Annotated in this window: 16 protein-coding genes, 5 tRNA genes and 1 riboswitch; of the genes, 10 read left to right on the top strand and 11 right to left on the bottom strand. The window is 71.6% G+C overall.

The features are described from left to right. Positions 1–141 precede the first annotated feature (141 nt). The 5 genes from OHB41_RS23125 to OHB41_RS23105 form a co-directional block, all read right to left on the bottom strand. Complete coding sequence (locus OHB41_RS23125; protein ID WP_266700134.1) at positions 142–483, bottom strand: hypothetical protein; 342 nt, start codon at positions 481–483, stop codon at positions 142–144. 102 nt (positions 484–585) lie between these two features. After that, positions 586–662, bottom strand: a tRNA-Phe gene (locus OHB41_RS23120). A gap of 24 nt (positions 663–686) precedes the next feature. Next, positions 687–761 (bottom strand) — tRNA-Asp (locus OHB41_RS23115). 46 nt (positions 762–807) lie between these two features. After that, positions 808–880, bottom strand: a tRNA-Glu gene (locus OHB41_RS23110). A gap of 81 nt (positions 881–961) precedes the next feature. Beyond that, entirely contained in the window at positions 962–2,569 is a 1,608-nt protein-coding gene (locus OHB41_RS23105; RefSeq protein ID WP_266700133.1) for a metallophosphoesterase family protein, read from the bottom strand. Positions 2,570–2,739: 170 nt separating this feature from the next. On the opposite strand from OHB41_RS23105, the gene OHB41_RS23100 reads away from it, so the two are divergent. The 5 genes from OHB41_RS23100 to OHB41_RS23075 all read left to right on the top strand — a co-directional run bounded on the left by OHB41_RS23100 (position 2,740) and on the right by OHB41_RS23075 (position 11,489). Next, entirely contained in the window at positions 2,740–3,090 is a 351-nt protein-coding gene (locus tag OHB41_RS23100; RefSeq protein WP_266700132.1) for a metallopeptidase family protein, read from the top strand. A gap of 1,017 nt (positions 3,091–4,107) precedes the next feature. Further along, positions 4,108–6,351 carry a DEAD/DEAH box helicase gene (locus OHB41_RS23090; RefSeq protein ID WP_266700130.1) on the top strand — a complete coding sequence of 748 codons (2,244 nt, stop codon included), beginning with the start codon at positions 4,108–4,110 and terminating at the stop codon, positions 6,349–6,351. 216 nt (positions 6,352–6,567) lie between these two features. Beyond that, positions 6,568–9,690, top strand: coding sequence for an FG-GAP repeat domain-containing protein (locus OHB41_RS23085; RefSeq protein WP_266700129.1), 3,123 nt, complete (start codon positions 6,568–6,570; stop codon positions 9,688–9,690). A gap of 58 nt (positions 9,691–9,748) precedes the next feature. Then, positions 9,749–11,284 carry an amino acid permease gene (locus OHB41_RS23080; RefSeq protein WP_266700128.1) on the top strand — a complete coding sequence of 512 codons (1,536 nt, stop codon included), beginning with the start codon at positions 9,749–9,751 and terminating at the stop codon, positions 11,282–11,284. Positions 11,285–11,416: 132 nt separating this feature from the next. Continuing rightward, a tRNA-Lys gene (locus OHB41_RS23075) sits at positions 11,417–11,489 on the top strand. 63 nt (positions 11,490–11,552) lie between these two features. Here the strand turns inward: OHB41_RS23075 and OHB41_RS23070 are convergent. Then, complete coding sequence (locus OHB41_RS23070; RefSeq protein WP_266700127.1) at positions 11,553–12,179, bottom strand: GTP cyclohydrolase II; 627 nt, start codon at positions 12,177–12,179, stop codon at positions 11,553–11,555. A gap of 204 nt (positions 12,180–12,383) precedes the next feature. Then, complete coding sequence (locus tag OHB41_RS23065; RefSeq protein WP_266700126.1) at positions 12,384–12,887, bottom strand: MarR family winged helix-turn-helix transcriptional regulator; 504 nt, start codon at positions 12,885–12,887, stop codon at positions 12,384–12,386. Between the two features lie 114 nt (positions 12,888–13,001). Between OHB41_RS23065 and OHB41_RS23060 the strand changes: the two genes are divergently transcribed. The 5 genes from OHB41_RS23060 (at position 13,002) to OHB41_RS23040 (ending at position 18,375) form a co-directional block, all read left to right on the top strand. Continuing rightward, positions 13,002–14,144, top strand: coding sequence for a dihydrofolate reductase family protein (locus OHB41_RS23060; RefSeq protein WP_266700125.1), 1,143 nt, complete (start codon positions 13,002–13,004; stop codon positions 14,142–14,144). Positions 14,145–14,471: 327 nt separating this feature from the next. Next, positions 14,472–14,545: transfer RNA gene (locus OHB41_RS23055), tRNA-Met, on the top strand. 155 nt (positions 14,546–14,700) lie between these two features. After that, on the top strand, positions 14,701–15,906 hold the full coding sequence (locus tag OHB41_RS23050) for a PP2C family protein-serine/threonine phosphatase (protein ID WP_266700124.1): 1,206 nt from the start codon (positions 14,701–14,703) through the stop codon (positions 15,904–15,906). A gap of 250 nt (positions 15,907–16,156) precedes the next feature. Then, a riboswitch (cyclic di-AMP (ydaO/yuaA leader) is annotated at positions 16,157–16,314 on the top strand. A gap of 11 nt (positions 16,315–16,325) precedes the next feature. Next, positions 16,326–17,363, top strand: coding sequence for a M23 family metallopeptidase (locus OHB41_RS23045; protein WP_266700123.1), 1,038 nt, complete (start codon positions 16,326–16,328; stop codon positions 17,361–17,363). A 67-nt stretch (positions 17,364–17,430) separates the two neighbouring features. Continuing rightward, a complete protein-coding gene (locus OHB41_RS23040) occupies positions 17,431–18,375 on the top strand; it encodes an aldo/keto reductase (protein WP_266700122.1) in 945 nt (314 codons plus the stop codon). Positions 18,376–18,403: 28 nt separating this feature from the next. Here OHB41_RS23040 and OHB41_RS23035 read toward each other — a convergent pair whose 3' ends face one another. The 4 genes from OHB41_RS23035 to OHB41_RS23020 all read right to left on the bottom strand — a co-directional run bounded on the left by OHB41_RS23035 (position 18,404) and on the right by OHB41_RS23020 (position 23,982). Further along, complete coding sequence (locus OHB41_RS23035; RefSeq protein WP_266700121.1) at positions 18,404–19,843, bottom strand: PrsW family intramembrane metalloprotease; 1,440 nt, start codon at positions 19,841–19,843, stop codon at positions 18,404–18,406. Positions 19,844–19,907: 64 nt separating this feature from the next. Further along, positions 19,908–20,729, bottom strand: a complete 822-nt coding sequence (trmB, locus tag OHB41_RS23030) for a tRNA (guanosine(46)-N7)-methyltransferase TrmB (protein ID WP_526025055.1) — start codon at positions 20,727–20,729, stop codon at positions 19,908–19,910. A 289-nt stretch (positions 20,730–21,018) separates the two neighbouring features. After that, positions 21,019–22,254 (bottom strand): L-2-hydroxyglutarate dehydrogenase, encoded by a 1,236-nt coding sequence (gene lhgD, locus OHB41_RS23025; protein ID WP_266700119.1) that lies wholly within the window; start codon positions 22,252–22,254, stop codon positions 21,019–21,021. Between the two features lie 303 nt (positions 22,255–22,557). Continuing rightward, a complete protein-coding gene (locus tag OHB41_RS23020) occupies positions 22,558–23,982 on the bottom strand; it encodes an NsdA family TPR-like regulatory protein (RefSeq protein ID WP_266700118.1) in 1,425 nt (474 codons plus the stop codon). Between the last annotated feature and the right edge of the window lie 356 nt (positions 23,983–24,338).

The raw sequence follows: 24,338 nt of genomic DNA, 5'->3' as shown, positions 1-24,338 counted from the left end.
CGGGTGCGTGGGCGGCGGTCTGCGAGACGCCGGGACGGCCCCTTCCGTGTGTCGGCGGCTGCGGGTGCGTCGGCGATGGCCTTGCGCTACAAACGGCACAGCCCTCGTGTGGCATGGGCGGCCGCGGGGGCGTGGGGGCGGTTATGGATTCTTGGGGGGTGTTGCGGGGGGTGTCGCGTCCCGGCGGGAGGGGGCCGACTGGGCCATCGCCTGGGCGGTGTTGGAGACGGCCTTGATGCCCAAGTAGGCCGTGGTCATGCTGCTGACGGCGGTGAAGGCCGCGGTGAGGACGCCGATGATGACGGACTTGTCGCCGTCCAGGCGCCAGACTCCGAAGATCGCCACGCCGGCGATCGCCAGATTGCTCAGGAGAACCGCCTGTAGTCCGTATCGGGCGCGATACCGCTCCAAGTCGAGTTCGCGCACCGGCGCCTGCCGCCTGGCCGCGGTCTGCGGCTTCGGCTCGCCCTTGAGTAACACCATGGGTTCCCCATCCCCAGGACACCGTGTCCTGCACGGTGCATGCCAAGTTCAGGGACGAACCATACGATGAAAGGCCCCGTCCGACGGACGGGGCCCTTCATGTGGTGGCTGGGGCCGGGGTCGAACCGGCGACCTATCGCTTTTCAGGCGATCGCTCGTACCAACTGAGCTACCCAGCCACGAGGTTTCCGGAGAAACCTCAGCGGTCCTGACGGGATTTGAACCCGCGGCCTCCACCTTGACAGGGTGGCGAGCACTCCAAACTGCTCCACAGGACCAAGCTGTTGTGTGCGACGCGTGAACAGTGTCGCACACGGTGTTGCGTGCCCCCAACGGGATTCGAACCCGTGCTACCGCCTTGAAAGGGCGGCGTCCTAGGCCGCTAGACGATGAGGGCTATCGGCCCGCCTGGGCGCTTCCTCAGCGCGTCGGGGACGTGAGAAGCATATGGGATGGCGGGAGGTATCGCCAAAACGGTTTACGGGGCGCTGTCGGAGGAGCTGGAGGAAGGAGTGGCGGGGGTGGCGGCGGGTGAGGTGGGAGAGGGGGATCGGGGGGCGCCGGGGTGGTTCTCCTTCGGGAGGTGGCGGCTGACCTCCGCCGTCGTGAGTCCGAGGCCGCCCAGTTTGATCTCGTCCCAGGCCTGGAGGCGGTGGGTGTCCCGGTCGACGTAGAGGACCGAGGCCTCGATGGGGTCCGGGTAGGTGCCCTCGATCGCGCGCAGGCCGCTGCCGCCCGTCGAGCCCTCGACGCGCAGGCGGGTTCCGTACTTCATGACCTCCGTCTGTTCGTGGTGCAGGTGGCCGGCCAGGACCAGGGGCACCTCGCCGTCCGTCAGCCGGGCCGCCGAGGGTTCGTGGGCGATGGCGATGTCGACGGGTGTGCCCGCGGCGCGCTGGTCGCGCAGGGAGGAGGCGAGGCGGGCGCCGGCCAGCTCCTCCGCCGCGCCGCCGCCGGGTGCGACCGAGCGGTCGGGTGTGAACTGGGGGTCGCCGATGCCCGCGAAGCGCAGGCCCGCGACCGTGAGCGCGCGGCCGTCGTCCAGGACGTGCGTGTTCTTCAGGTGTTCCAGATACCGCTGGGTGAGACGGCTGTCGTGGTTGCCCCTGACCCAGACGTACGGCGCGCCCAGGTCCGCGATCGGGTCCAGGAAGCCGTTCTCGGCCGCGGTGCCGTGGTCCATGGTGTCGCCGGAGTCGACGATCACGTTGATGTCGTACTGCTTCACCAGCGACGCGATGATCTTCCAGCTCGCCGGGTTGAGATGGATGTCGGACACGTGCAGGACCCGGATCGTGCTGGGGTCCGGTTCGTAGGTCGGGAGCGTGGAGGTGACGTCGTACAGCTTCGTCACGTTCGTCACCAGGCGCGCCAGTTCCTTCTGGTAGACGTCGAATTCGCTGACGATGCTGCGGGCGTTGCCGACGAGGGACGGGGCGGAGGAGAGAAGGCCCGAGAACTTCGGTTCCAGGACGGAGTCCGGGTTCCAGGTGGCGAAGGCCGTCGCGCCGGAGGCGGCGAGGAGGGTGAGGGCCAGACCGCCGGCGGCCAGGGCGCGGCGCGGCCGGCGGTAGACCGCGAGGCCGAGTGCCGTGGCCCCGGAGACGACCGCGACGCAGGACCGTACGGCCAGGTCGAGCGTGCCGTGCTCGACGTCGTGCGCGACCTCGTCCTGGAGGCCCGAGAGGCGCTCCGGGTGGTCGACCAGGGCCTGTGCGCGGACCGGGTCGAGCTGGTCGACGTTGACGTCGAGCCGGACGGGGGCGACATGACTGTCGAGTTCGAGGGCGCCCAGCGGGGAGACGTTTATCTTCGTGCCGCCGGTCACCGACGGGCGCAGGGTCATCGTGGTGTTCATCGGGCCGACCGGGGCGCGCACGTTTCCCACGATGAGCAGGCCCAGCCAGGCGCCGAGCAGGACGACGGCCATCAGGCCGAGCGCCCTGGCGTACGGGGACGGTTGCTGGACGAGTTCCTGGGCCACGGGACGGGCGCGAGGGGTGCGGCGGACGCGGCTGCCGAGGGTGCGGCAGCGACGGGCCAGGGCGGTCGCGGGGACGGTTACGGCAGCGGGGACGCGGGCCATTGGTCCCGTATGCCCAAGGGTGCGGGCGGGTATGCGGTGCGGCGCGGGCGGGTGGTCCCCCGACCGGCAGGGCTCGGTGACTCCGCCCCTGGAGAGCTGGGTGACTCCGGTGTTCCGTCCGGGGCCGTCGTCGACTCTCGTGCGGGGCGGTCGTGCCGGACAATGGCCGTGTGCTGGAGATGACGCGCGAGGAGTTCGAGGAACTGGTCGCCGAGTCGCTGGACCGGATTCCGCCGGAGCTGACACGGCTGATGGACAACGTGGCGGTGTTCGTCGAGGACGAGCCCGACCCGTCCGACCCGGGGCTGCTCGGGCTCTACGAAGGGACTCCGCTGACCGATCGCGGTGAGTGGTACGCGGGGGTGCTGCCGGACCGGATCACGATCTACCGGGGGCCGACCCTGCGGATGTGCGCGACCCGGGAGGACGTGATCGCGGAGACCGAGGTGACCGTGGTGCACGAGATCGCTCACCACTTCGGGATCGACGACGACCGGTTGCACGCGCTCGGATACGGGTGAGCCGTCCGACGGCGGTGCGTCTTGGCGCGTGTCCTCTTGCGGGCGGCGGGAGTTGGGCAGGGGGACTCCCCGAACTTCCCCGGGCTCTCGGCAGCGATCGAGCAGGGAGACCCCAACCGGAGGTGGCTGCCCGTGCGCGCCTTGTACGTATCCGTCCGTCTGGCCGCCACGGTCATCGTCGTAGCGGCCGCCGCCGGCTGCATGAGTGTGGGTGACGACGCGGGCCGCCCCGAGCCCGCGCACTCGGCGGGGCACCGCGGAGGCGGCGCACCGGACGGGGGATCCGCGGGCGGCGGGGGCGGCGGCGGGTTCCACGGGGGGACGGGGGCGAAGGGGGGTGCCCCTGGCCGGCCCGGTGAGGCACGGTCCGGCGAGGCGTCCGCGTCGGCGTCGGCGTCGGGTGCGGCGAAGCCGTCCGGCGGGGCGAGCGGGAACGGGGACGGGAAGGGCGGGACGGACCGGCCCGGTCCGTCCGGCGGTGTGCCGAGTCCCACCCGTGCGACGTCCGATCCGACACCACCGCCCCCGCCTCCCCCGCCGTCCTCGTCGCCCTCCTCCGAGCCGAGTACGGCGGAGCCGTCGTCGTCCGCGCACGAGCAGGGCACCCAGATGCTGAACCGGGTGCCGGCGCCGCGGGCCGGGGCGCCGGTCCGGCACCGCTGGTGGTGACGCGGACGAGGAGGACGGGAAGGGCAGGAGGGGGTCGGTGAGAGGCGGAGAGCGGGAGCGGGGAGCGAGGACCGGAAGAAGGGGAGAACGGCGGGGAATAGGTTCGGGGGGCGGTGGTGTTCCCCTTCTCGTACGCGCCTGACCTGGCTTTTTGAGGTCAGTTTGCCTTCAGGGGTGAGGGGTGCGTATGGTAGTAGATCGTTTGATCCCATTTGCCCGGCGCCAACGCAGAGAGCGCCGCGTGGCGCGTACTCTCCCTTGCCGTGGCCGGACCGCATAGAGGCGGTCGATTGCGACTTCACGGAGTTTGGGCGCGTGCCGTAGAACTCCGGAAGGTTCGCATTTCGCATGTCTGTTTCCAGTACTGATCACGTCGTCGTGCCCGAGAACAACGAGGGCGACAACATCGAGGGCGTCGAGGCCGCTGTAGAGGCCTCCGTCGAGACCATCGAGGCCGTCGAGGCCGCCCCCGAGATCACCTTCGCGACCCTCGGTCTTCCCGAGGGCGTCGTCCGCAAGCTCGCTCAGAACGGCGTGACCAGCCCGTTCCCGATCCAGGCCGCGACCATCCCGGACGCCCTGGCCGGCAAGGACATCCTGGGCCGCGGCCGCACCGGCTCCGGCAAGACCCTCTCCTTCGGTCTGCCGACCCTGGCGCAGCTCGCCGGCGGTCACACCGAGAAGAAGAAGCCGCGCGCCGTCATCCTCACGCCGACCCGTGAGCTGGCCATGCAGGTCGCCGACGCGCTGCAGCCCTACGGCGACGTCCTCGGCCTGAAGATGAAGGTCGTCTGCGGCGGTACGTCGATGGGCAACCAGATCTACGCCCTGGAGCGCGGCGTCGACGTCCTCGTCGCCACCCCGGGCCGCCTGCGCGACATCATCAACCGCGGCGCCTGCTCGCTGGAGAACACCCAGATCGCCGTCCTCGACGAGGCCGACCAGATGTCGGACCTGGGCTTCCTGCCCGAGGTCACCGAGCTGCTCGACCAGATCCCGGCCGGCGGCCAGCGCATGCTGTTCTCCGCCACGATGGAGAACGAGATCTCCACGCTGGTCAAGCGCTACCTGACCAACCCGGTCACGCACGAGGTCGACAGCGCCCAGGGCAACGTCACGACCATGTCGCACCACATCCTCATCGTGAAGCCCAAGGACAAGGCGCCGGTCACCGCCGCGATCGCCTCCCGCAAGGGCCGCACGATCATCTTCGTCCGCACCCAGCTGGGCGCCGACCGCATCGCCGAGCAGCTGCGCGACGCCGGTGTGAAGGCCGACGCCCTGCACGGCGGCATGACGCAGGGCGCCCGCACCCGGACGCTGGCCGACTTCAAGGACGGTTACGTCAACGCGCTCGTCGCGACCGACGTCGCCGCCCGCGGTATCCACGTGGACGGCATCGACCTGGTCCTGAACGTGGACCCGGCCGGTGACCACAAGGACTACCTGCACCGCTCCGGCCGTACCGCTCGCGCGGGCCGCTCCGGCACCGTCGTGTCGCTGTCGCTGCCGCACCAGCGCCGCCAGATCTTCCGGCTGATGGAGGACGCGGGCGTCGACGCCGCGCGTCACATCATCAACTCCGGTACGGCCTTCGAGCCCGAGGTCGCCGAGATCACCGGCGCCCGCTCGATGACCGAGGTCCAGGCGCAGTCCGCGGGCGACGCCGCCCAGCAGGCCGAGCGCGAGGTCACGCAGCTCACCAAGGAGCTGGAGCGCGCGCAGCGTCGCGCCGCCGAGCTGCGCGGTGAGGCCGACCGTCTGGTCGCCCGTGCCGCGCGTGAGCGGGGCGAGGACCCGGAGACCGCGGTCGCCGCGGCCGCGGAGGCCGTGATCGAGCAGGCCGCGGCCGAGGCTCCCGCCGAGGTGCCCGCCGCCGTGTCCGAGCAGCCCGCGGAGCGGCCGTCCTACGAGCAGTCGCGTCCGCGCCGTGACGAGCGGGGCAACTACGAGCGTCGTGACAACGACCGTGGTGGCTTCCGCCGCGACAACGACCGTGGCGGCTTCAACCGCGACGACCGTGGTGCCCGTCGTGACGACCGCCGTGACGGTGACCGTGGTGGCTTCCGCCGCGACAACGACCGTCGGGACGACCGTGGCGGCCGCTCCTTCGAGCGTCGTGACGACAACCGTGGCGGCGGCTTCAACCGCGACGACCGTGGCGGCCGTTCTTTCGAGCGTCGTGACGACAACCGTGGTGGGTTCCGCCGGGACGACAACCGTGGCGGTGGCTTCAACCGTGACGACCGTGGCGGCCGTTCTCCCGAGCGTCGTGACAACGACCGTGGCGGCTTCCGCCGTGACGACCGCCGTGACGGTGACCGTGGTGGCTTCCGCCGCGACAACGACCGTGGCACCGGCCGTTCCTTCGAGCGCCGTGACGACCGTGGCGGCCACCGTGGCAGCGACCGTCCCTTCAACCGTGACCGTCAGGGCGACCGCCCGTCGGGCGGCGGCTTCCGCTCCGGCAGCCACGAGCGTCCCTACGGCCGCCGCGACGACCACCGCGGCACCGGCACCGGCACCGGCCCCGGCACCGGCGGCGGTTCCTTCCGCCGCGACGAGAAGCCGCGCTGGAAGCGCAACGGCTGACCGCCGCTGACATAGCCAAGTGATGTGGCCCCCACCCGGGTTCCGGGTGGGGGCCACATCGCTGTCCGCGAGGGCAGGGGCGGTAAACGCTCTCTGCTCCCCTGTGAACTCTCTGTATGATCGGCCGACTTGTGTGTGGGGGATGCGACGGCTGGGGGCCAGGCCGACGCCTGGGACGGTGGTCGCCTCTCCGCACCGTTCCGGGAGGGGATCCCTTTGGTTCGTCATGCCTTCGTCCAACGCGCTCGACGGAGACGTATCGCTGTCGCCACCGCCGCGTCCGCGGCCCTCGCGGGCGGGCTGGTCCCGCTGCTGCCGACGCCGGCGTCCGCGCTGCCCGTGGCACAGGAAACGGTGGTTCCGGCCCAGTTGCGGAACACCTACACCTCGGCCGCCTTCCTCAACTCCTCGAGCGCGAACGGCCACGACAGCGCCGGGGCACAGGGTGTCTTCCACCGTGTGGAGGGCAGCGAGCCGTCACTGTGGACGCGCTACGCGGACGGTGAGTCGGTACCCGTCCCGGTCCGGTCCGGGGCGTCCGCCATACCCACCGGTAGTGACGTCCTGGCCTACAAGTACCCCGACGGCCAGGTCGAGCTATGGAACGCGGCGGACGGCACGACCCAGCGCCTCCAGATGCCTGCGGGTACCGGGTTCTTGAATCCCTACGACAACCTGGTCGTCGGTTTTCGCAACGGGACCGCCGAGGACGGCACGAGCACCCGGATCATTCACCTGCTGACCCCGGGGGCGGACGGCAGCACCCGAGACGTGACCGTCGGCGGTGGACCCGCTGGTCTCAAGTTCGGGCTGCCGGCCGGCGCGGACGCCAAGAGTGTCTTCCTGCGCGCGACGCTGGACGGCGAGGCGCGCCTGGTCGCCGTCGACCGGGAGAGCGGGCAGGTGCAGAGCTGGAGTGGTCCGCTCTCCATCGCGTACAGCAAGGTGTGGATCTCGCCGGACCACGTCGTCGTCGGCGCCTACGACAAGGCCAAGGTGCTGGTGTTCCCCCGCGCCGACCTGTCGGCGGCACCGGCCGAGGTCGTCCTGCGGAACGTCGGTGACCAGGTGAACTCCAACCACGACCTGGCCGTCGTCGGCGACTGGCTGGTCAACGGCGTCAACCAGGTGGTCGCGCAGCCGATCGGCGGCGGTGCGGCGGTGACCTTGATGCCGTCCTCGGCCTACGGGATGGTGAGCGGTCCGGGGGGCACCGCCGTGAAGATGGGCCGCGCCGGTGCCGACGACTGGGGCATCCAGCGCATCGCCCCCGGCCCCGACGGCGCCCCGGTCGTCACCCAGGTCAAGCCGCTGCCCAAGCCGGCCGTCCCGGTCCAGGGGATCTCCCTCGACCAGGGCCGTCTCGTCGTCACGGACACCAGCAGGAACGGAACGCGTGACGACTACGTGCGGAGCGTCGCCGTGACCGGAAGCCCCGAGTACGGCGAGCGTGTCGACTTCACCCCGCGCCTCACGTCCGACGTGGTGATCGGCTCCTGCGCGACCGACAGCGCGGCCTGTGCCCCGCTGCACGGCACGGCTGACGGCCGGATCGTCTGGCTGGAGCACGGGTCGGACACCTCCGAGCTGCTTCGGGTGAACGGCCCGACGACAGCGGGGCTGTGGCAGCGGAGCGTGCCCGCGGGCGGCCGGGTCACGGAAGTCTCGGGCCGGTACGTCCTCTACACGGCCGCCGACAAGCAGTACGTGTACGCGATCGGCAACGACGGAACTCCGGCGCTCACCCGTACCCCGGGAGCCGCCGCCCTCTCCGGCGACGTGCTCTGGACGGCGGGAGCGACGCCCGGCACCGTCACGGCGTACGACCTGACCGCGAAGAAGACCACCGAGACCCTGACCACGGACGCGGGCTGCATGCCCACCGAGCTCCAGGCCCTCGGCCGGTGGATCTACTGGACCTGTGGCGGCAGGGCCGGCGTCTTCGACCGTACGGCGAAGAAGTCCGTGGCCGTGCCCGCCGGCGAGGCGAAGCTCGGCGACGGGTACGTCGTCACGCACGACAAGCGGGCCGGGAAGCTGACGCTGACGGCGGTCGCGGGTGGCAGCGCCGAGAGCCGGATCATCGGCGATCTGCCCGACACCGGGGTCTCACAGCGGGACGTGCGCTGGACGGTCGACGAGTCCGGCGCGAACGCGGCGTACGTGGACGACCAAGAGCGCGTGCACCTCGTACCCTCCGGGGTGGCTCAGCAGCCGCTGCGGTTGCTGGCGCCCGCGCGGAGCGCGTCGTCCGTCGGGGCGCACGAGATCGACACCATCCCGGACACGCTGACCACCGTGCTGCTGTCGAAGCCGGCCGCGACCTGGGATCTGACCGTGCGTAACCGCGCCACCGGCAAGGTCTACGGCGACGGTCGCGACGGGGGTGCTGCGCGAGGTGAGCTGAGTGTCGGCTGGCACGGCGATGATCCGGGGCTCACGGGGGACGTCTTCCTGCCGGACGGCTCCTACGACTGGACCCTTTCCGTCACGCCCGCGGACGGTGTCGGTGGCCCCCTCCAGGTGCGCGGCACAGTGCGGCTGCACGGCGGCAGCCCGGTGCGCCACGACCATGTGGGCGCCGAACGGCTTCCGGACGGCACCGCCGACCTCCTCACCCTGAACTCTACGGGCGGCCTGACCTTCCAACAGGGCGACGGGAAGGGCGCGTTCGCCGGGAAGGCCACCGGCAGCGGCTGGTCGACGAAGACCGTCGCGGTGCCGTTCGGCGATCTGAACGGCGACCGCTGCAACGACGTCCTGGTGCGGATGAGCGACGGGTCCCTGCGCGGCTACAAACCCGCGTGCGGCACGGCGCCGACCCCCTCGACGCCGTACAAGGCGCTCGGCACCGGATGGAACGCCTACGACGTCCTGACCTCGCCGGGCGACCTGACCGGTGACAGGCGGCCCGATCTGCTGGCGCGGAAAGCCTCGACCGGCGACATCTACCTGTTCGCCGCGAAGAGCGACGGAACGCTCGCCGCGGGCAAGAGGATCCGTACGGCGTGGAAGGGCTACACGAAGATCGTCGGTGCCGGGGACCTCAACGGCGACGGGATCGGGGACGTGCTCGCCCGTGACAAGGCGGGGACGCTGTACCGCTACAACGGCACGGGGACGGGCCCGCTGAAGGACCGGGTGAAGGTCTTCTCCGGCTGGGGCGCGTCCTACAACGCGATCGTCGGGGTCGGGGACATCACCGGCGACGGGAAGAGCGACCTGGTCGAGCGCGACACCTCGGGGAACGTCTACCGCAACGCCGGGACGGGGACCGGCTCGTTCGGCTCACGGGTGAAGATCGCGAGCGGCTGGCAGGGCTACAGGGGCCTTTTCTAGCCAGTTTGCTCACCGTTGTGGCGCATGTCATGCCCCCGGCAAGGGAATCGCTGGGGGCATGACAGATGACGCCAAGGCGAGTGGGCTGTCGGACGAAGAACGGCTTGCCCAGCTCGGCTATACGCAGGTTCTGGCCCGCCGCATGTCGGCGTTCTCCAACTACGCGGTCTCGTTCACGATCATCTCGGTGCTCTCGGGCTGTCTGACGCTGTATCTGTTCGGCATGAACACCGGCGGTCCCGCCGTGATCACCTGGGGATGGGTCGCGGTCGGACTGATGACGTTGTTCGTCGGACTGTCGATGGCCGAGATCTGTTCGGCCTATCCGACGTCCGCGGGCCTGTACTTCTGGGCGCACCGGCTCGCCCCCGAGCGTTCCGCGGCGGCGTGGGCCTGGTTCACGGGGTGGTTCAACGTCCTCGGGCAGGTCGCGGTGACCGCGGGCATCGACTTCGGCGCGGCGTCCTTCCTGGGCGCCTACCTGAACCTGCAGTTCGATTTCGAGGTCACGCCGGGCCGGACGATCCTGCTCTTCGCCGGCATCCTCGTCCTGCACGGACTGCTCAACACCTTCGGGGTCCGGATCGTCGCCCTCCTCAACGACATCAGCGTGTGGTGGCACGTCCTGGGCGTCGCGGTGATCGTGGGTGCCCTCGCCTTTGTACCGGACCACCACCAGTCCGCGTCCTTCGTCTTCACGCACTTCGTGAACAACACCGGCTGGGGCAGCGGTGTGTACGTCGTCCTCGTCGGCCTGCTGATGGCGCAGTACACGTTCACCGGGTACGACGCCTCCGCCCATATGACGGAGGAGACGCACGACGCGTCGACGGCCGGCCCCAAGGGCATCGTGCAGTCGATCTGGACGTCGTGGATCGCGGGCTTCGTCCTCCTGCTCGGCTTCACCTTCGCCATCCAGTCGTACGACAAGGAGCTGGGCTCGGCGACCGGCGCGCCGCCGGCGCAGATCCTGCTCGACGCGCTCGGAGCCACCGCGGGCAAGCTCCTGCTGCTGGTCGTGATCGGCGCGCAGTTGTTCTGCGGGATGGCGTCCGTGACCGCCAACAGCCGCATGATCTACGCCTTTTCACGGGACGGGGCGCTGCCGTTCTCCCGGGTGTGGCACACCGTGAGCCCGCGCACGCGCACACCGGTCGCGGCGGTGTGGCTGGCGGCGCTTGGGGCGTTGGTGCTGGGGCTGCCCTACCTCATCAACGTGACCGCGTACGCGGCCGTGACGTCGATCGCCGTGATCGGGCTCTACATCGCCTACGTCATCCCGACGCTGCTGCGGCTGCGGAAGGGGGAGGCGTTCGAACGGGGGCCGTGGCATCTGGGCCGCTGGTCGCGCGTGATCGGCGTGGTGTCGGTCGTCTGGGTGGTCGTCATCACCGTTCTGTTCATGCTGCCGCAGGTCTCCCCGGTCACCTGGGAGACGTTCAACTACGCCCCGGTCGCCGTCCTCGTGGTCCTCGGTTCCGCCGCGGCCTGGTGGACGGCCTCGGCCCGCCACTGGTTCCTCAACCCCGACCACGCCCGCACCCGGGCCCGCGAGGCGGCGCGCAAGGGTGCGCCCGAACCGGTCGATCCGTAGCGTTGTGCGCGGTTGGTCCCCGGCCGTGCGCACCTTCGGCGCGGCCGGGAGACCGATACCCGATCGGAGTCCCGGCCTCGTCCGGCTATGCTCGGGGATGCGTCGGCGCGGGATGGATGCGGGCCGGTGCGTGGACCCTTAGCTCAATTGGCAGAGCAGTGGACTTTTAATCCATTGGTTGTGGGTTCGAGTCCCACAGGGTCTACCGACAAGCCCCGGGCCGGAGTGCATGCGGCCCGGGGCTTCGGTGTGTCGGGGGCAGCCGGGCTCAGCCCGCCGTGAGTTCCGGCAGCGGGAGCGTGTGCTGGGTCTGGAGGACCTTGGCGCGGAGGTAGCGCACGTTGTGGGCGGTGGTGAAGACGCCCGTCGGGACGCGGTGGGAGACCCCGATGCCGAGGTCGCGGAGCTGCTCGGCCTTGTCGGGGTTGTTGGAGAGCAGGTCCAGGGAGCCGACGCCGAGGGCCCGGAGCATCTGGGCGGCCGCCGTGTAGTCGCGGTCGTCCTCGGGCAGGCCGAGGGCGGCGTTGGCGGCGTAGGTGTCGAGACCCTGGTCCTGGAGGGCGTACGCGTCGAGCTTGTTGTAGAGGCCGATGCCGCGGCCCTCCTGGCGCAGGTACAGGAGCACGCCGCCCCGTTCCGCGATCCGCTCCACCGCCTCGCGCAGCTGCGGGCCGCAGTCGCAGCGGGCCGAGCCGAGGACGTCGCCGGTCAGGCACTCGGAGTGCAGGCGCACCAGCGGGTTCGCGCCCGCCTCGCCGAGCACGACGGCGAGGTGTTCCCGGCCGTCGGCCAGTCCGTGGAAGGTGACCAGTTCCGCGTCGACCGAGTAGCCGTCGCCGAAGCGCAGGGGCACGGCGACGCGGGTGCGCACCGTGGCGGTGGGGAAGTCGCGCATGTTGTCTCTCCGGTCCAGCGGTCGGTGGCAGTGGTTTCCCAGGGACTGTGTTTCATATTTGAAGCACAGCCTCGGAGTGCGACCGTACCTGATGCTTTAAAGTTCAAGCAACACTTCCGGCGGAGATGGGCCGACTGCGGCTCACCCGGCTTCCCTGCCCACCCCGTCCGCCCGGTCCGCCCGGTCCACCCCATCCGTGCGTCCTCAGGAGGAACGCCGCCGCCACGGCAGATCTTCCCCCTGGACCCCGGGCCCTTCGCCCTGGATGCCGCGGGTGATGCTCGCGCAGATCTCCTCCAACTGCCCCACCTGCTCCGGGGTCAGCCGGTCGAAGAGCGCCGCGCGGACCTGCTCCACGTGCCCGGGCGCCGTCCGTTCCAGGACGGCCATACCCTCGTCCGTGAGGACCGCGACATGACCGCGCCGGTCCGTGGGGCACCCTTCCCGGCGTACCAGGCCGTCGTTCGCCAGCCGGGTCACGCCGTAGGTCAGCCGGCTGCGGGTGATCTTCAGGACCTCGGCGAGATCGGTCATCCGCAGCCGCCGCTCCGGGGCCTCGGACAGCATGGCCAGGATGGAGTAGTAAAGGTGGGACATGCCGGCCTCCGCCTGGAGCTGCCGGTCGATCGTGTCCTCCAGGAGCGAGACGGCGGCGATGTACGAGCGCCAGGCGCGTTGCTCGGCGGGAGTGAGCCAGCGGGTCGTCATGCCGCCAGTCTAGGTATTGTTTAAAAGTTGAACCACTGATGAACCGCCACTCGAGCACCCACTTGAGTCACTAGCAGCCCAGAGCGCGGAGCTCGGAGCCGGAGGCAGCGTCCCATGCCCCATCCCTACGTCCTGTTGTCCGCCGCCGTCTCCCTCGACGGCTTCCTGGACGACACCGGCCCCGAACGGCTGCTGCTCTCGGGTCCGGCCGACTTCGACCGGGTCGACGAGGTGCGGGCGTCCAGCGACGCGATCCTGGTCGGCGCCGGCACCATCCGCTCGGACAATCCCCGGCTTCTCGTCAACTCCGCCGAGCGGCGGGCGGCCCGCGTCGCCGAAGGCCGCCCCGCCTACCCGTTGAAGGTCACCGTCAGCGGGTCCGGCGACCTCGACCCCGACGCGCAGTTCTGGCACACGGGCGGCGAGAAGATCGTCTACACCACGGACAAGGGGGCCGTACGGGCCGCCGACGCCCTGCGCGGTCCGGGCGTCGACGTGGTGGCGACGGGGGCCGAACTGGACTGGCGGGCCGTGCTCGAACACCTCCATGACGTGCGGGGGGTGCGGCGTCTCATGGTCGAGGGCGGCGGGCGCGTGCACACCCAGCTGATGGGCCAGGGCCTGGCCGACGAGCTGCAGCTCGCCGTCGCCCCGCTCTTCGTGGGACAGGCGGACGCACCACGGCTGTTCGGGCCCGGGGGATACCCGCCCGGGCGGATGCGGCTGGTGGAGACGCGGGCGGTGGGAGACGTCGTCCTCATCCGCTACGTCCCCACGGCACCCGGCACCGGCGGGCTCGCGGCCGCCGCGGACCGGCACTGGCTGGGGGTCGCGTGCGAACTGGCCGCGCTCTGCCCGCCGTCGCAGACCGCGTTCAGCGTGGGCGCGGTGGTGGTGGCCGCGGACGGCACCGAGCTGGCCCGCGGACACTCGCGGGAGGGGGGCGACCCGGTCGCGCACGCGGAGGAGGCGGCACTCGCCAAGATCGCCGCCGGGGATCCGCGGCTGGCGTCCGCCACCGTCTACAGCAGTCTGGAACCGTGCGCCCGGCGGGCCTCGCGGCCCGCGCCCTGCGCCCGGCTGATTCTCGACGCGGGAGTGCGCAGGGTGGTGACCGCCTGGCGGGAGCCGGACACGTTCGTGGCGGGCGCGGACGGAAACGGTCTGCTGGCGGCCGCGGGCGCGGACGTCGTGGTGCTCCCGGAGTTCGAGGAGCGGGCCACGGCACCCAACCGGCATCTTCTCGGCGCCCCTTAAGGGCTGTCCCGTGATCCCCGGTGGATCGGCGCGCGGCGTCGGATGCGGTGCATCGCAAGGCGGAGGGTCGTCCTCATGCTGGGTGTGTTCGGGCGATCCGACAACGCGGCGAGGTGCCGTGGCTGTCGTCGTGCGCCCGCCGGGGATCACGGGACAGCCCTTGGCGGAGGGGCTTCCGGCGGTCGGGCTCCCCTGCCGTGGTGGGCGCGAGCGGAGCGGAACCGCGGGGGGAGCGGAGCGGAACCGCGGAGGAAGAGGCCTGGTCGTGGGGCGTGCGTGCACGGGTGTGCTCCGGGGGTCGAACATGGCGTACACTGGTTTCAACGACGCGGGGTGGAGCAGCTCGGTAGCTCGCTGGGCTCATAACCCAGAGGTCGCAGGTTCAAATCCTGTCCCCGCTACTCAAGGCCAAGGGCCGGAACTCGGATTCACGAGGTCCGGCCCTTGGTGTTTCCCGCCTCGGTGTTTCCCGCCCTGGTGTTTCGGGCCTTCGGTGCCGTCCCCCGGTCGGTCCACACCGCTGGCCCACTCCCCCCACTCCGGGAAACCTGGACGGGTGGGGCAGCCAGGTGGTGCGCAGCGGGCCGAACAGCCCTACGACCGGTCGGGCGGACGGCTGCCCGGCGACCCCGTGCCCGACCCCGGGCTGGGGAGCGAGCCGCCACGGATTCCGGCCGAGGCGGACGCGCGCCGGATCTCGCACGCCTCGACCCTGGTGCGGGTACTGCCGGTGCTGCTCGTCGTCGTCGCGGTGGTCTACGACGTCCTGACACCGCCCGGATTCACCGCGGCCCCGCTCTTCACGGCAGCCCCGCTCGTCGCCGCGCCTCTCTTCTCGCTGCGCGGCACCCTCCTCGCAGGCGCCCTGACACTGGCCGCACTGCTCGCACTCCGTCTCAGGTCCGGCCTGCGCATGGGGATCGGCTCGATCACCGAGGTCGTCACGGTGGCGACCGTCGTCGGCCTCGCCGTCCTCATCAACGTCCTCGTCCGACGCTCGGACGAACGGCTCGCCTGGGCCCGCCAGATCGCCGAGGCGGCACAGCGCGCCGTGCTGCCGGAGCCCGAGGCCAGGATCGGTGCCCTGGAGGTCGCGGCGCGCTACGAGGCCGCCCAGGAGGGTGCGTCCATCGGCGGCGACCTGTACGCGGTGCAGGACACCCCGCACGGCGTACGGCTGGTGGTGGGCGACGTCCGCGGGAAGGGCATGGGCGCGGTGGCCGCCGTCGCGGTGGTCATCGGGGCGTTCCGGGAGGCGGCCGAGCAGGAGACGACGGTGGAGGCGGTCGCGCAGCGGCTGGAACGGGCGCTGGCCCGCGAGGGCACCCGGCGCGAGGGCCTGGACGCCTTCGAGGGCTTCACCACGGCCGTCCTCGCGGAGATCCCGCACGACGGCGACGCGGTACGGATCGTCAACCGCGGCCATCCGCCGCCGTTGCTCCTGCACGCGGACGGCACGCTGGCCACGCTCGACGCCGCGGACCCCGCGCTGCCGCTCGGCATGGGCGAGCTCGGCTCCTGGCCCGACCGCACGGAGACGGCGGACTTCCCGCCCGGCTCCACACTGCTGGTCCACACGGACGGGCTGTCCGAGGCGCGCGACCGCCGGGGGAACTTCTACGAGCCGGCCGAACGGCTCGAGGGACGGACCTTCCGCGACCTGGACGCCCTGCTGGCCGCGCTCGCGTCGGGGGTCCGACGGCACACGGGCGGCGCGCTCTCGGACGACATGGCGCTGCTCGCCGTACGGCGTCCCGGGTAGGCGGCGGCGTTCCTTGATCGTTGTGACGAGGGGTAGCCGGACGGTGTCCCTCCGCACAACGCCTGACGCATCGTCAAAGACGGGCTCGTGGGGGAGGGTGGGTCAACTCGCCCGTTTTCCGCCGCTCATGCCCGTAAGTCCTGGCCAAGAGAGCGCAATGATCAGCGTGAACGGCTTGGAATCCGGTACCGGAGTCTATTAACGTTCGATAACGCAGCGCGGTCGTCCCAGCCGTCACAAGAGACGGCTCCGTGCGCACGCGCCGAATCCCGCGAGGGAACCGGGGAACCACCAACTTGGGGTGAATCGAGCGTCTTTCACGGTGGAGACACCGTGGGTTGACGCGCGTAGGAGACCTTCCTGCTCCGAACCCGTCAGCTAACCCGGTAGGCGAGAAGGAAGGAAAGGAGCGCGCCCACGTGGCGTCCAACCGGCCTGCCCAGCCCACTTCGTTCGCGCCGAACGAGACCCAGACTTTCGGTTACTCCCGCGGCGACGACGAGGGCCCCTGGGAGGAGTGGAACCCCACCGCGGATTCCGTCGCTCCCGTCCGCGGCCGGCACCGCGTCTCCAAGCAGCGAGGGGGCGGGCTCGCCCGCAGTTCCACCGTCCTCGGCGTCGGTGTCCTGGCCGCCGTCGGTGCGGGTGGCATCGCCACCGCCGCGCCCGGCAAGCCGCCCGTGTCGATCTCGCTGCCCGACCTCTCCTCGGTCACCCAGTCGGCCAAGGCCCTGATTTCCGATGGCGGTTCCAGCACGCCGAAGGGCTCCTCCACCCCGCTCACCGGCGCCGGTCTCACCAGCGCCGACGCCGCCCAGGGCAACGCGGACGCCGGGGAGGCGTTGCGTGCCCGCATCATGGAGCAGGCCGAGTCCCAGCAGGACCAGGTCGACAGTGCGGCCCAGGCCGCCGCCGAGACGGCCGCCGCGAAGAAGGCGGTCGCGCTGGCCGCCGAGCAGCAGGACGAGGCCAAGGCCAAGGAAGCCGCCGCGAAGAAGAAGGCGGACGCGGAGGCCAAGCAGAAGGCCGAGGCCGCGCGCCTCGCGGAGCTCGCCAAGAGCTACTCGCTGCCGACCTCCTCGTACACCCTGACCTCCCGCTTCGGCGACGCCGGCTCCATGTGGTCCTCCGGGTACCACACCGGCCTCGACTTCGCCGCCCCCACGGGCACGCTGATCAAGGCGATCCACAGCGGCACCGTCACGGAGGCGGGCTGGGCCGGCGCGTACGGCTACCGCACGATCCTCACCCTCGACGACGGCACGGAGCTGTGGTTCTGCCACCAGTCGTCCATCAGCGTCAGCGTGGGGCAGAAGGTGGGCACGGGCGACGTCATCGGACGGGTGGGCGCGACCGGCAACGTGACCGGGCCGCACCTCCACCTGGAGGTCCACCCCGGCGGCGGCGACGCGATCGACCCGATGGCGTGGCTGCACGGCAAGGGCATCAACCCCTGATCCGGCGCCCGCCACCAGTACGGCGGGTGCGGAATGCAGTCGTCCGGTACGACTGTTGCAATGGGGTATGACTCCTCTCCGCAAGCTCGGTTCCTCCGACCTCGAGGTCTTCCCGCTCGCCCTCGGCGGCAACGTCTTCGGCTGGACCGCCGACGAGGCGCAGTCCTTCGCCGTCCTCGACGCGTACGTGGCCGGGGGCGGCAACTTCGTCGACACCGCCGACGGCTACTCGGCGTGGATCCCCGGCAACAAGGGCGGCGAGTCCGAGACGATCATCGGCAAGTGGTTCGCCGCGCGCGGCAACCGTTCCGATGTCGTCCTCGCCACCAAGGTCGGCGCCCATCCCCAGTACAAGGGGCTGGCCCCGGACACCATCAGGGCGGCGGCCGACGCGTCACTGCGCCGGCTCGGCACGGACTACATCGACCTCTACTACACCCACTTCGACGACACCTCGGTCCCGGTCGAGGAGATCATCGGCACGCTCGACGAGCTGGTCCGGGCCGGAAAGGTCCGGGCGATCGGCGCCTCCAACCTCTCCGCCGAGCGGCTCGCGGAGTCCCTGGAGTTCTCCGACCGCGAGGGCCTCGCGCGCTACACCGCCCTCCAGCCCCACTACAACCTCGTCTCGCGCGACACCTACGAGGGCCCTCTCCAGGAGGTCGCCTCCCGGACCGGACTGGCCGCCGTCCCGTACTTCGCCCTCGCCGCCGGCTTCCTCACCGGCAAGTACCGCCCGGGCACGACCGTCGACTCGGCGCGGGCCGAGGGCGCGGGCAAGCACCTCGAGACGGAGCGGGGCCCCCGTGTCCTCGACGCCCTCGACGAGGTCGCCCGTGCCCATGACGTCCCGGTCGCCACGGTCGCCCTCGCCTGGCTCGCCGCCCGGCCCACGGTCGCGGCACCGATCGCCTCCGCGCGGACGGTCGAACAGCTTCCGGCGCTGCTCGCGGTCGCGGACCTGACGCTGAAGGACGACGAACTGGCGCGGCTGACGGAGGCGTCGGCCTGAGCGATCCGCTCCCCGGCCCCGGCGCCGCTCAGGTCCGGTACGGGTCGTACGCCGGATGGGGCGCTGCCGGGGCAGGGTACGGACGTCCGTCCGGGGCGGACGGCTGCGCCGGCACATAGCCGTAGCCGTAGCCGTGGCCGCCGCCGTGGCCATAGCCGTGGCCGTACGCGGCGGGCCACGGCGGTGGCAGCGCTACGGCCGGCGCGGTCACCCGTGCCGCGTACGCGAGGGAGGGGCGGGCGACCTCCCGGTGCCGCCACAGCTCGTGGAGCAACTCCCGCTCCCGGACGACGAAATCGGCGCCCGCGCGGCCGCTCCGTCCCCGGTGCCGCAGGAACGCGAGCGAGGTCGCGCAGGCCTCGTACCGCGCGACCGACCGTGCCGCCGCCCTGCCGAAGTGATGGGCCGCGTACTGACGGGCGAGCCGCCGTGCCCGCATCGAACCGAGCACGTACGGTTCGGGCGGGGTCAGCCACCCGGCGACGGCGTACGCCGGGAGTTCGGCGCGGACGGTCCTCAGCTCGCGCTGCCGGGTCCAGACGACGAGGAACGTGAGCAGCCCGAACGCCGGCACCATGAACGCGCCGTACACCGCGAAGAACCCGTACTCCCCGAAGCTCGACGAGCCGTTCCACATGGCGTGCATGCCCATCGCGAGCAGCAGTCCGCCCAGGGGCAGCAGGACGCGGCGCAGCCGCCGGCGCTCGGCGGACAGGGCAGCCATGCCGAAGCCGATGCCGGTGAACACGGTGAACAGCGGGTGCGCGAAGGGCGCCATCACGACCCGGACGAAGAAGGTCGCGGCGGTGACGGAGGCCAGTCCGCGCTCGCCGCTGAGCTGGTCCGTGCCGAAGGCGTTGCCGAGGTAGAGGATGTTCTCGGTGAAGGCGAAGCCGGTCGCGGTGACCCCGGCGATGACCACGCCGTCGACGATCCCGGTGAAGTGCCGTCTGCGGAAGAGGAAGACCAGCAGGACGGCCGCGGCCTTCGCGGACTCCTCGACGATCGGGGCTATGACCGTCGCGCCGAGCGTGTCCGCGCTCGACGGGTCGGCGGTCGCGGTCGCTATCCACCGGGTCGCGAAGCTGTTGGCGACGATCGCTATCAGGGCCGCCGCGCACGCGCCCCAGGCGAAGGCGAAGAGCAGGTTCCGCCAGGGGCCGGGCTCGACCCGGTCCAGCCAGCGGAACGCGGCGAGAAGGAGCGGGACGGGCAGCACGGCGAGGCCGAGGCCCACCAGGAAGCCCTCGGTACCGGTCTGCCGGCGCACCAGGGCCAGGATCACGAGACCGGAGAGCGCGAGCAGGGCGGTCAGCGCGCCGTACCGGACCCTCCCCCAAGCCCGCGGCTGCGCTCGAGCAGGGAGGGACCCCCATCGCTGCCACCAGTGCGGGAGCCGCGGCGCACCGGCGGCCGGCGCGTCGCCGGGAGCGCCGGGTTGCGTGGGGTACGCGGGGAAGGTGGCCACGGCATTGACCCTAACGAGGCAGGGGCGGTGCCCGCGACGGTGCCGGAGGCGGTCCGCGGGGGTGTCAGTCGCCCGACGTGTGCTGCTCCCGGTGCTGTACGCGCCGGAAGAGGAGGTCGTTCACCACATGACCCTTCTCCAGCCCCTGGCCCTCGAAACGGGTCAGCGGCCGGAAGCCCGGACGAGGCGCGAAACCGCCGTCCGGCGCGGTGTTCTCGAAGTCCGGATGCGCGGTCAGCACCTCCAGCATCTGTTCGGCGTACGGCTCCCAGTCGGTCGCGCAGTGCACCAGGGCGCCCGGCGCGAGGCGGGTCGCGACGAGATCCAGGAACTCCGGCTGGATCAGCCGGCGCTTGTGGTGGCGCTTCTTGGGCCACGGGTCGGGGAAGTACACGCGCAGGCCGCTCAGCGAGTCCGGCGGGAGCATCTCGCGGAGCAGGATGATCGCGTCGCCGTTGCCGACCCGGATGTTGGACAGTCCGTTCTGGTCCGCGAGGTTCAGCAGGTTGCCCTGGCCGGGGGTGTGCACGTCGACGGCGAGGATGCCCGTCCCCGGGTCCTCGATGGCCATCCGCGCCGTGGCCTCGCCCATGCCGAACCCGATTTCCAGGACGACGGGAAGGTCGGCACCGAAGAGTTCGGCCAGGTCGATGATCCGCTGCCCGTCGATGTCGAGACCCCACTTGGGCCACAGCCGCTGCAGGGCGTCCGCCTGCCCGGCCGTCACCCGGCTCCGGCGCGGCTGGAAACTCCGGATCCGCCGCTCGAAGTGCGATCCGGCGGGATCGGCCTTCGGCCCGTCGGGGAACCGGGGCTCTCCCTTGGCACGGGGGCGCTCCCGCTGGGTGTCGCCGGCGGGCTGGGGCTCTTCGGGGGAGCTGCTCAGGAACTCAGACACAATGCGTCGATTTTACGACCAGGTCCCGCGGAAACCGTGCGCTGCCCACTGGGGGCTGCCGCCCCCGGACCCCCCGCTCCGGCCTTAAGGGCCTTGTCCTCAAGCGCCGGACGGGCTGATGGTGCGGGCCTGGGCTGCGGATTTTCAGCCCGTCCGGCGTTTGAGGACGAGCCCTGCGGGCGATGGGGGCCCAGGGACGGAGCCCCTTGGCCGGGTCTGGGGGCGGCAGCCCCCAGGTGGAGGATGGGTCGGGCAGGGGCGGCGGGGGCGAAAACCCTCAGGTCGCCGCCAGCGCGGCCAGCGCCCTCCGCGCAACCTCTCTCCCGATCGGCAGAGCCGCCGTCGCGGCAGGCGACGGCGCGTTCAGCACATGCACCGTCCGCACCCCCTCCTCGATCAGGAAGTCGTCCACCAGCGTCCCGTCCCGCAGCACCGCCTGTGCCCGCACTCCCGCCTCCGCAGGCACCAGATCGTCCACCGTCACCGCCGGCAGCAGCCGCTGCACGGCCCCGGTGAACGCCTTTCTGGACACCGACCGCCGCAGCTCCCCCGCCCCGTACCACCAGTGCCGCCGGGCCATCCGCCACGACCCGGGCCAGGCCAGGGTCGTGCCCACCTCGCGGGGACGGATCACCCCCCACCCGTACCCCTCCCGGGCGAGCGCGGGCACCGCGTTGGGCCCGATGTGGACGTCTCCGTCGATCCCCCGGGTGAGATGCACCCCGAGGAAGGGGAAGGCGGGGTCCGGCACGGGATACACGAGCCCCCGCACCAGCTCGGGGCGCGCCAACGAGTAGTACTCGCCGCGGAACGGCACGATCCGCATCCCGGGCTCGTCCCCCGCGAGCCGCGCGACCTCGTCGCACTGGAGCCCCGCGCAGTTGACCAGCACCCGCGCACGGACGATCGTGCCGTCACCGGTGCGGACGGCGACACCGAGGGCGTCCCGCCGGTCGATGCGGACGACCTCGGCCCCGTAGCGGATCTCCGCGCCGGAGGCCTCCGCGAGCTGCCGGGCGACCGCCACGTAGTCGCAGATCCCCGTCGTGCCGACATGGATCGCGGCGAGCCCGCGCACCTCCGGCTCGTACTCCGCGAGCTGGGCGGTGCCCAGCTCGCGGACCGGAATCCCGTTCTCCCGGCCCCGCTGCACGAGTGCGTGCAGGCGGGGCAGCTCGGCCTTCTCGGTGGCGACGATCAGCTTGCCGGTGACGGCGTGCGCGATGCCGTACTCCGCGCAGAACTTGACCATCTCGGCGGCGCCGCGCACCGCGTAGCGCGCCTTCAGCGAGCCCGGCCGGTAGTAGATCCCGCTGTGGATCACCCCGCTGTTGTGCCCCGTCTGGTGCCGGGCGGCGCCGGACTCCTTCTCCAGCACGGTCACCCGTGTGCCCGGCGCGGCGCGCGTGATCGCGTACGCCGTCGACAGGCCGACGATCCCGCCGCCGATCACCAGCACATCGCAGTCGTGAACGATCCGCACCTGCTCCACCTCCCGGCTTCGATAGTGCACTGCGCCACTGACAATGCCCTCAAACCCGGAAAGCGCCGCGAAGATCGCACAGATGGACGAGAGGACGCCGCGCGTGCGGGGGACGGGGCGAGCCCGTGTCCCGCGGGGGCTCATCCCGCCCCGCACACCCGCCCCGCACACCCGTCCCCGCGCACCCCGTCCCCGCACACCGGAGCGGAGCCGATCCCGGCCGGGTCCCGCCGTCCGGCCCTTCCCGTCGGGTGACGCGAAGGGCCGGACCACCGCTCACGACCACCGGACACGGCCACCGACGCGGCCACTGAACTCGGCCGTCGACACGGTCTACGCGGGAGCCATCAGCAGCGGTCGTGCGCGCTCCCGGAGTTCCGCCACGCGCGGTTCGTCGCCGTACGGCTCCAGCCGGTGGAGCAGGTCCTTCACGTACTCGGTGGTGCGCGCGGAGGAGATGCGCCCGGCGACCTCCACCGCCCGTACGCCCTGCTCGCACGCCGCGTCCAGATTGCCCGACTCGAGCTCGGCGACCGCCGACACCACCAGGCGCAGACCGTGGGAGCGGACGAACTCCTCCGTCGGCTTCGACAGCGCCTGCTCGGTGAAGCGGCGGACCTGGCGCGGCGCCTTGAGATCGCGGTAGCACTCCGCCGCGTCGGCGGCGAACCGGTCGTACGAGTAGAAGCCCAACCAGGACGGATCGTTGTCGCCGTCCCGGGCCCGCTCCAGCCAGCCCTCCGCGGCCCGCAGGGCCCCGCCGGCCGCGTGGGCGTCACCGGCGCGGGCGTGGGCGCGAGCCTCGACGAGGCGGAAGAAACTCATCGTGCGGGCCGTGGCCAGCCCGCGGTTGCGTTCGAGGGCGGCCTGGGCGAGGTCGACGCCCTCGTCGCCGAAGCCCCGGTAGGTCGCCTGGAGGGACATGGAGGCGAGCACGTAGCCCCCGAGGGGGACGTCCGCCGCCGCTCTGGCCAGCCGCAGCGCCTGGATGTAGTAGCGCTGCGCCGCCTCCTGCTGGCCGGTGTCGAAGGCCATCCAGCCGGCGAGGCGGGTGAGTTCGGCGGACGCCCCGAAGAGGGCCCTGCCGACCTCGTCCGAGTACGAGCCGAGCAGCAGCGGAGCCGCCTCGACGCGCAGACACTCCGGCACCATCGACGAACGCCAGTCGCCGCCTCCGTACTTGGAGTCCCAGCGTCTGGCGTCCTCGGCTGCCTCGCGGAGCTTCTGCACGTCGCTGTGGCCGACTTTCAGTGGCGCTCCGGAGCCCTCGGCAGGGTTCGCGTCCCGCGCCACCGAACTGTCGGCCGGGGTTATCAGCCAGCGTGAGGCGGGGGTCGCGTAGGCGCTCACCGCGAAGGATCCGGCCAGTGACTGCCAGATGCCGCCGCTGCCTGCCCGGCGCCCGGCGAGATCGAGACGGTACAGATCGGTGGCCGACCGCACCGCCTGCCCGACGTCACGGGGGAAGGCGAGGCCCACTTCGGGCGCGGGATCCGCGTCCGCCAGACCGATCTCGTGGAGCGGCACCGGGCGGCCGAGCTTCTGCCCGATGGCGGCCGCGATGAGGTGCGGAGCCGCACCTTGGGGCACCATTCCCTTCGACACCCAGCGCGCCACGGACGTCTTGTCGTAGCGAAGAGTCAACCCGCGTTGAGCGCCGAGATCGTTGACGCGCCGCGCGAGTCCTGCGTTGCTGATTCCCGCGAGGGCGAGAACGGCGCCGAGTTTTTCGTTCGGCCCGCGTTGCTCCCTGGACATGCGCCACCCCTCGACACAGACGGCTGCCGCGCTGGCATAACCATGCGGCATTCGTAAACCCAGCGTAGTTCGCCGCATCCCATGCGTTAAGGGGCGTTGTTCCCAATGGCGGGATTGTGGTCCGTACGGAAGTACGGACGGTTGCGGCGTGCTCCTGTTGTGTGGCTGTGCGCCCGCCCGTGCGCTCTTCTCCGGCCATCGGGGGAGCGCTTCCATGGAGGGTGCGTGGGTCGGCCCGCTGTACTGGATCCAGTGGGCTGGGGGACACCGCCGCCTCCATCCCCGCGGGCGGCGGACCGGTCCGGGAGGCGAACTCCGCCTCCCGGACCGTGCGTCGGTCCAGCGGTGCGCAGGGC

Origin of the sequence: Streptomyces sp. NBC_01571, assembly GCF_026339875.1 — a bacterium.
Classification (GTDB): Bacteria; Actinomycetota; Actinomycetes; order Streptomycetales; family Streptomycetaceae; genus Streptomyces.
Note: the sequence above shows the minus strand (reverse complement) of the source record. Positions and strands in the feature narration are given on the sequence as shown.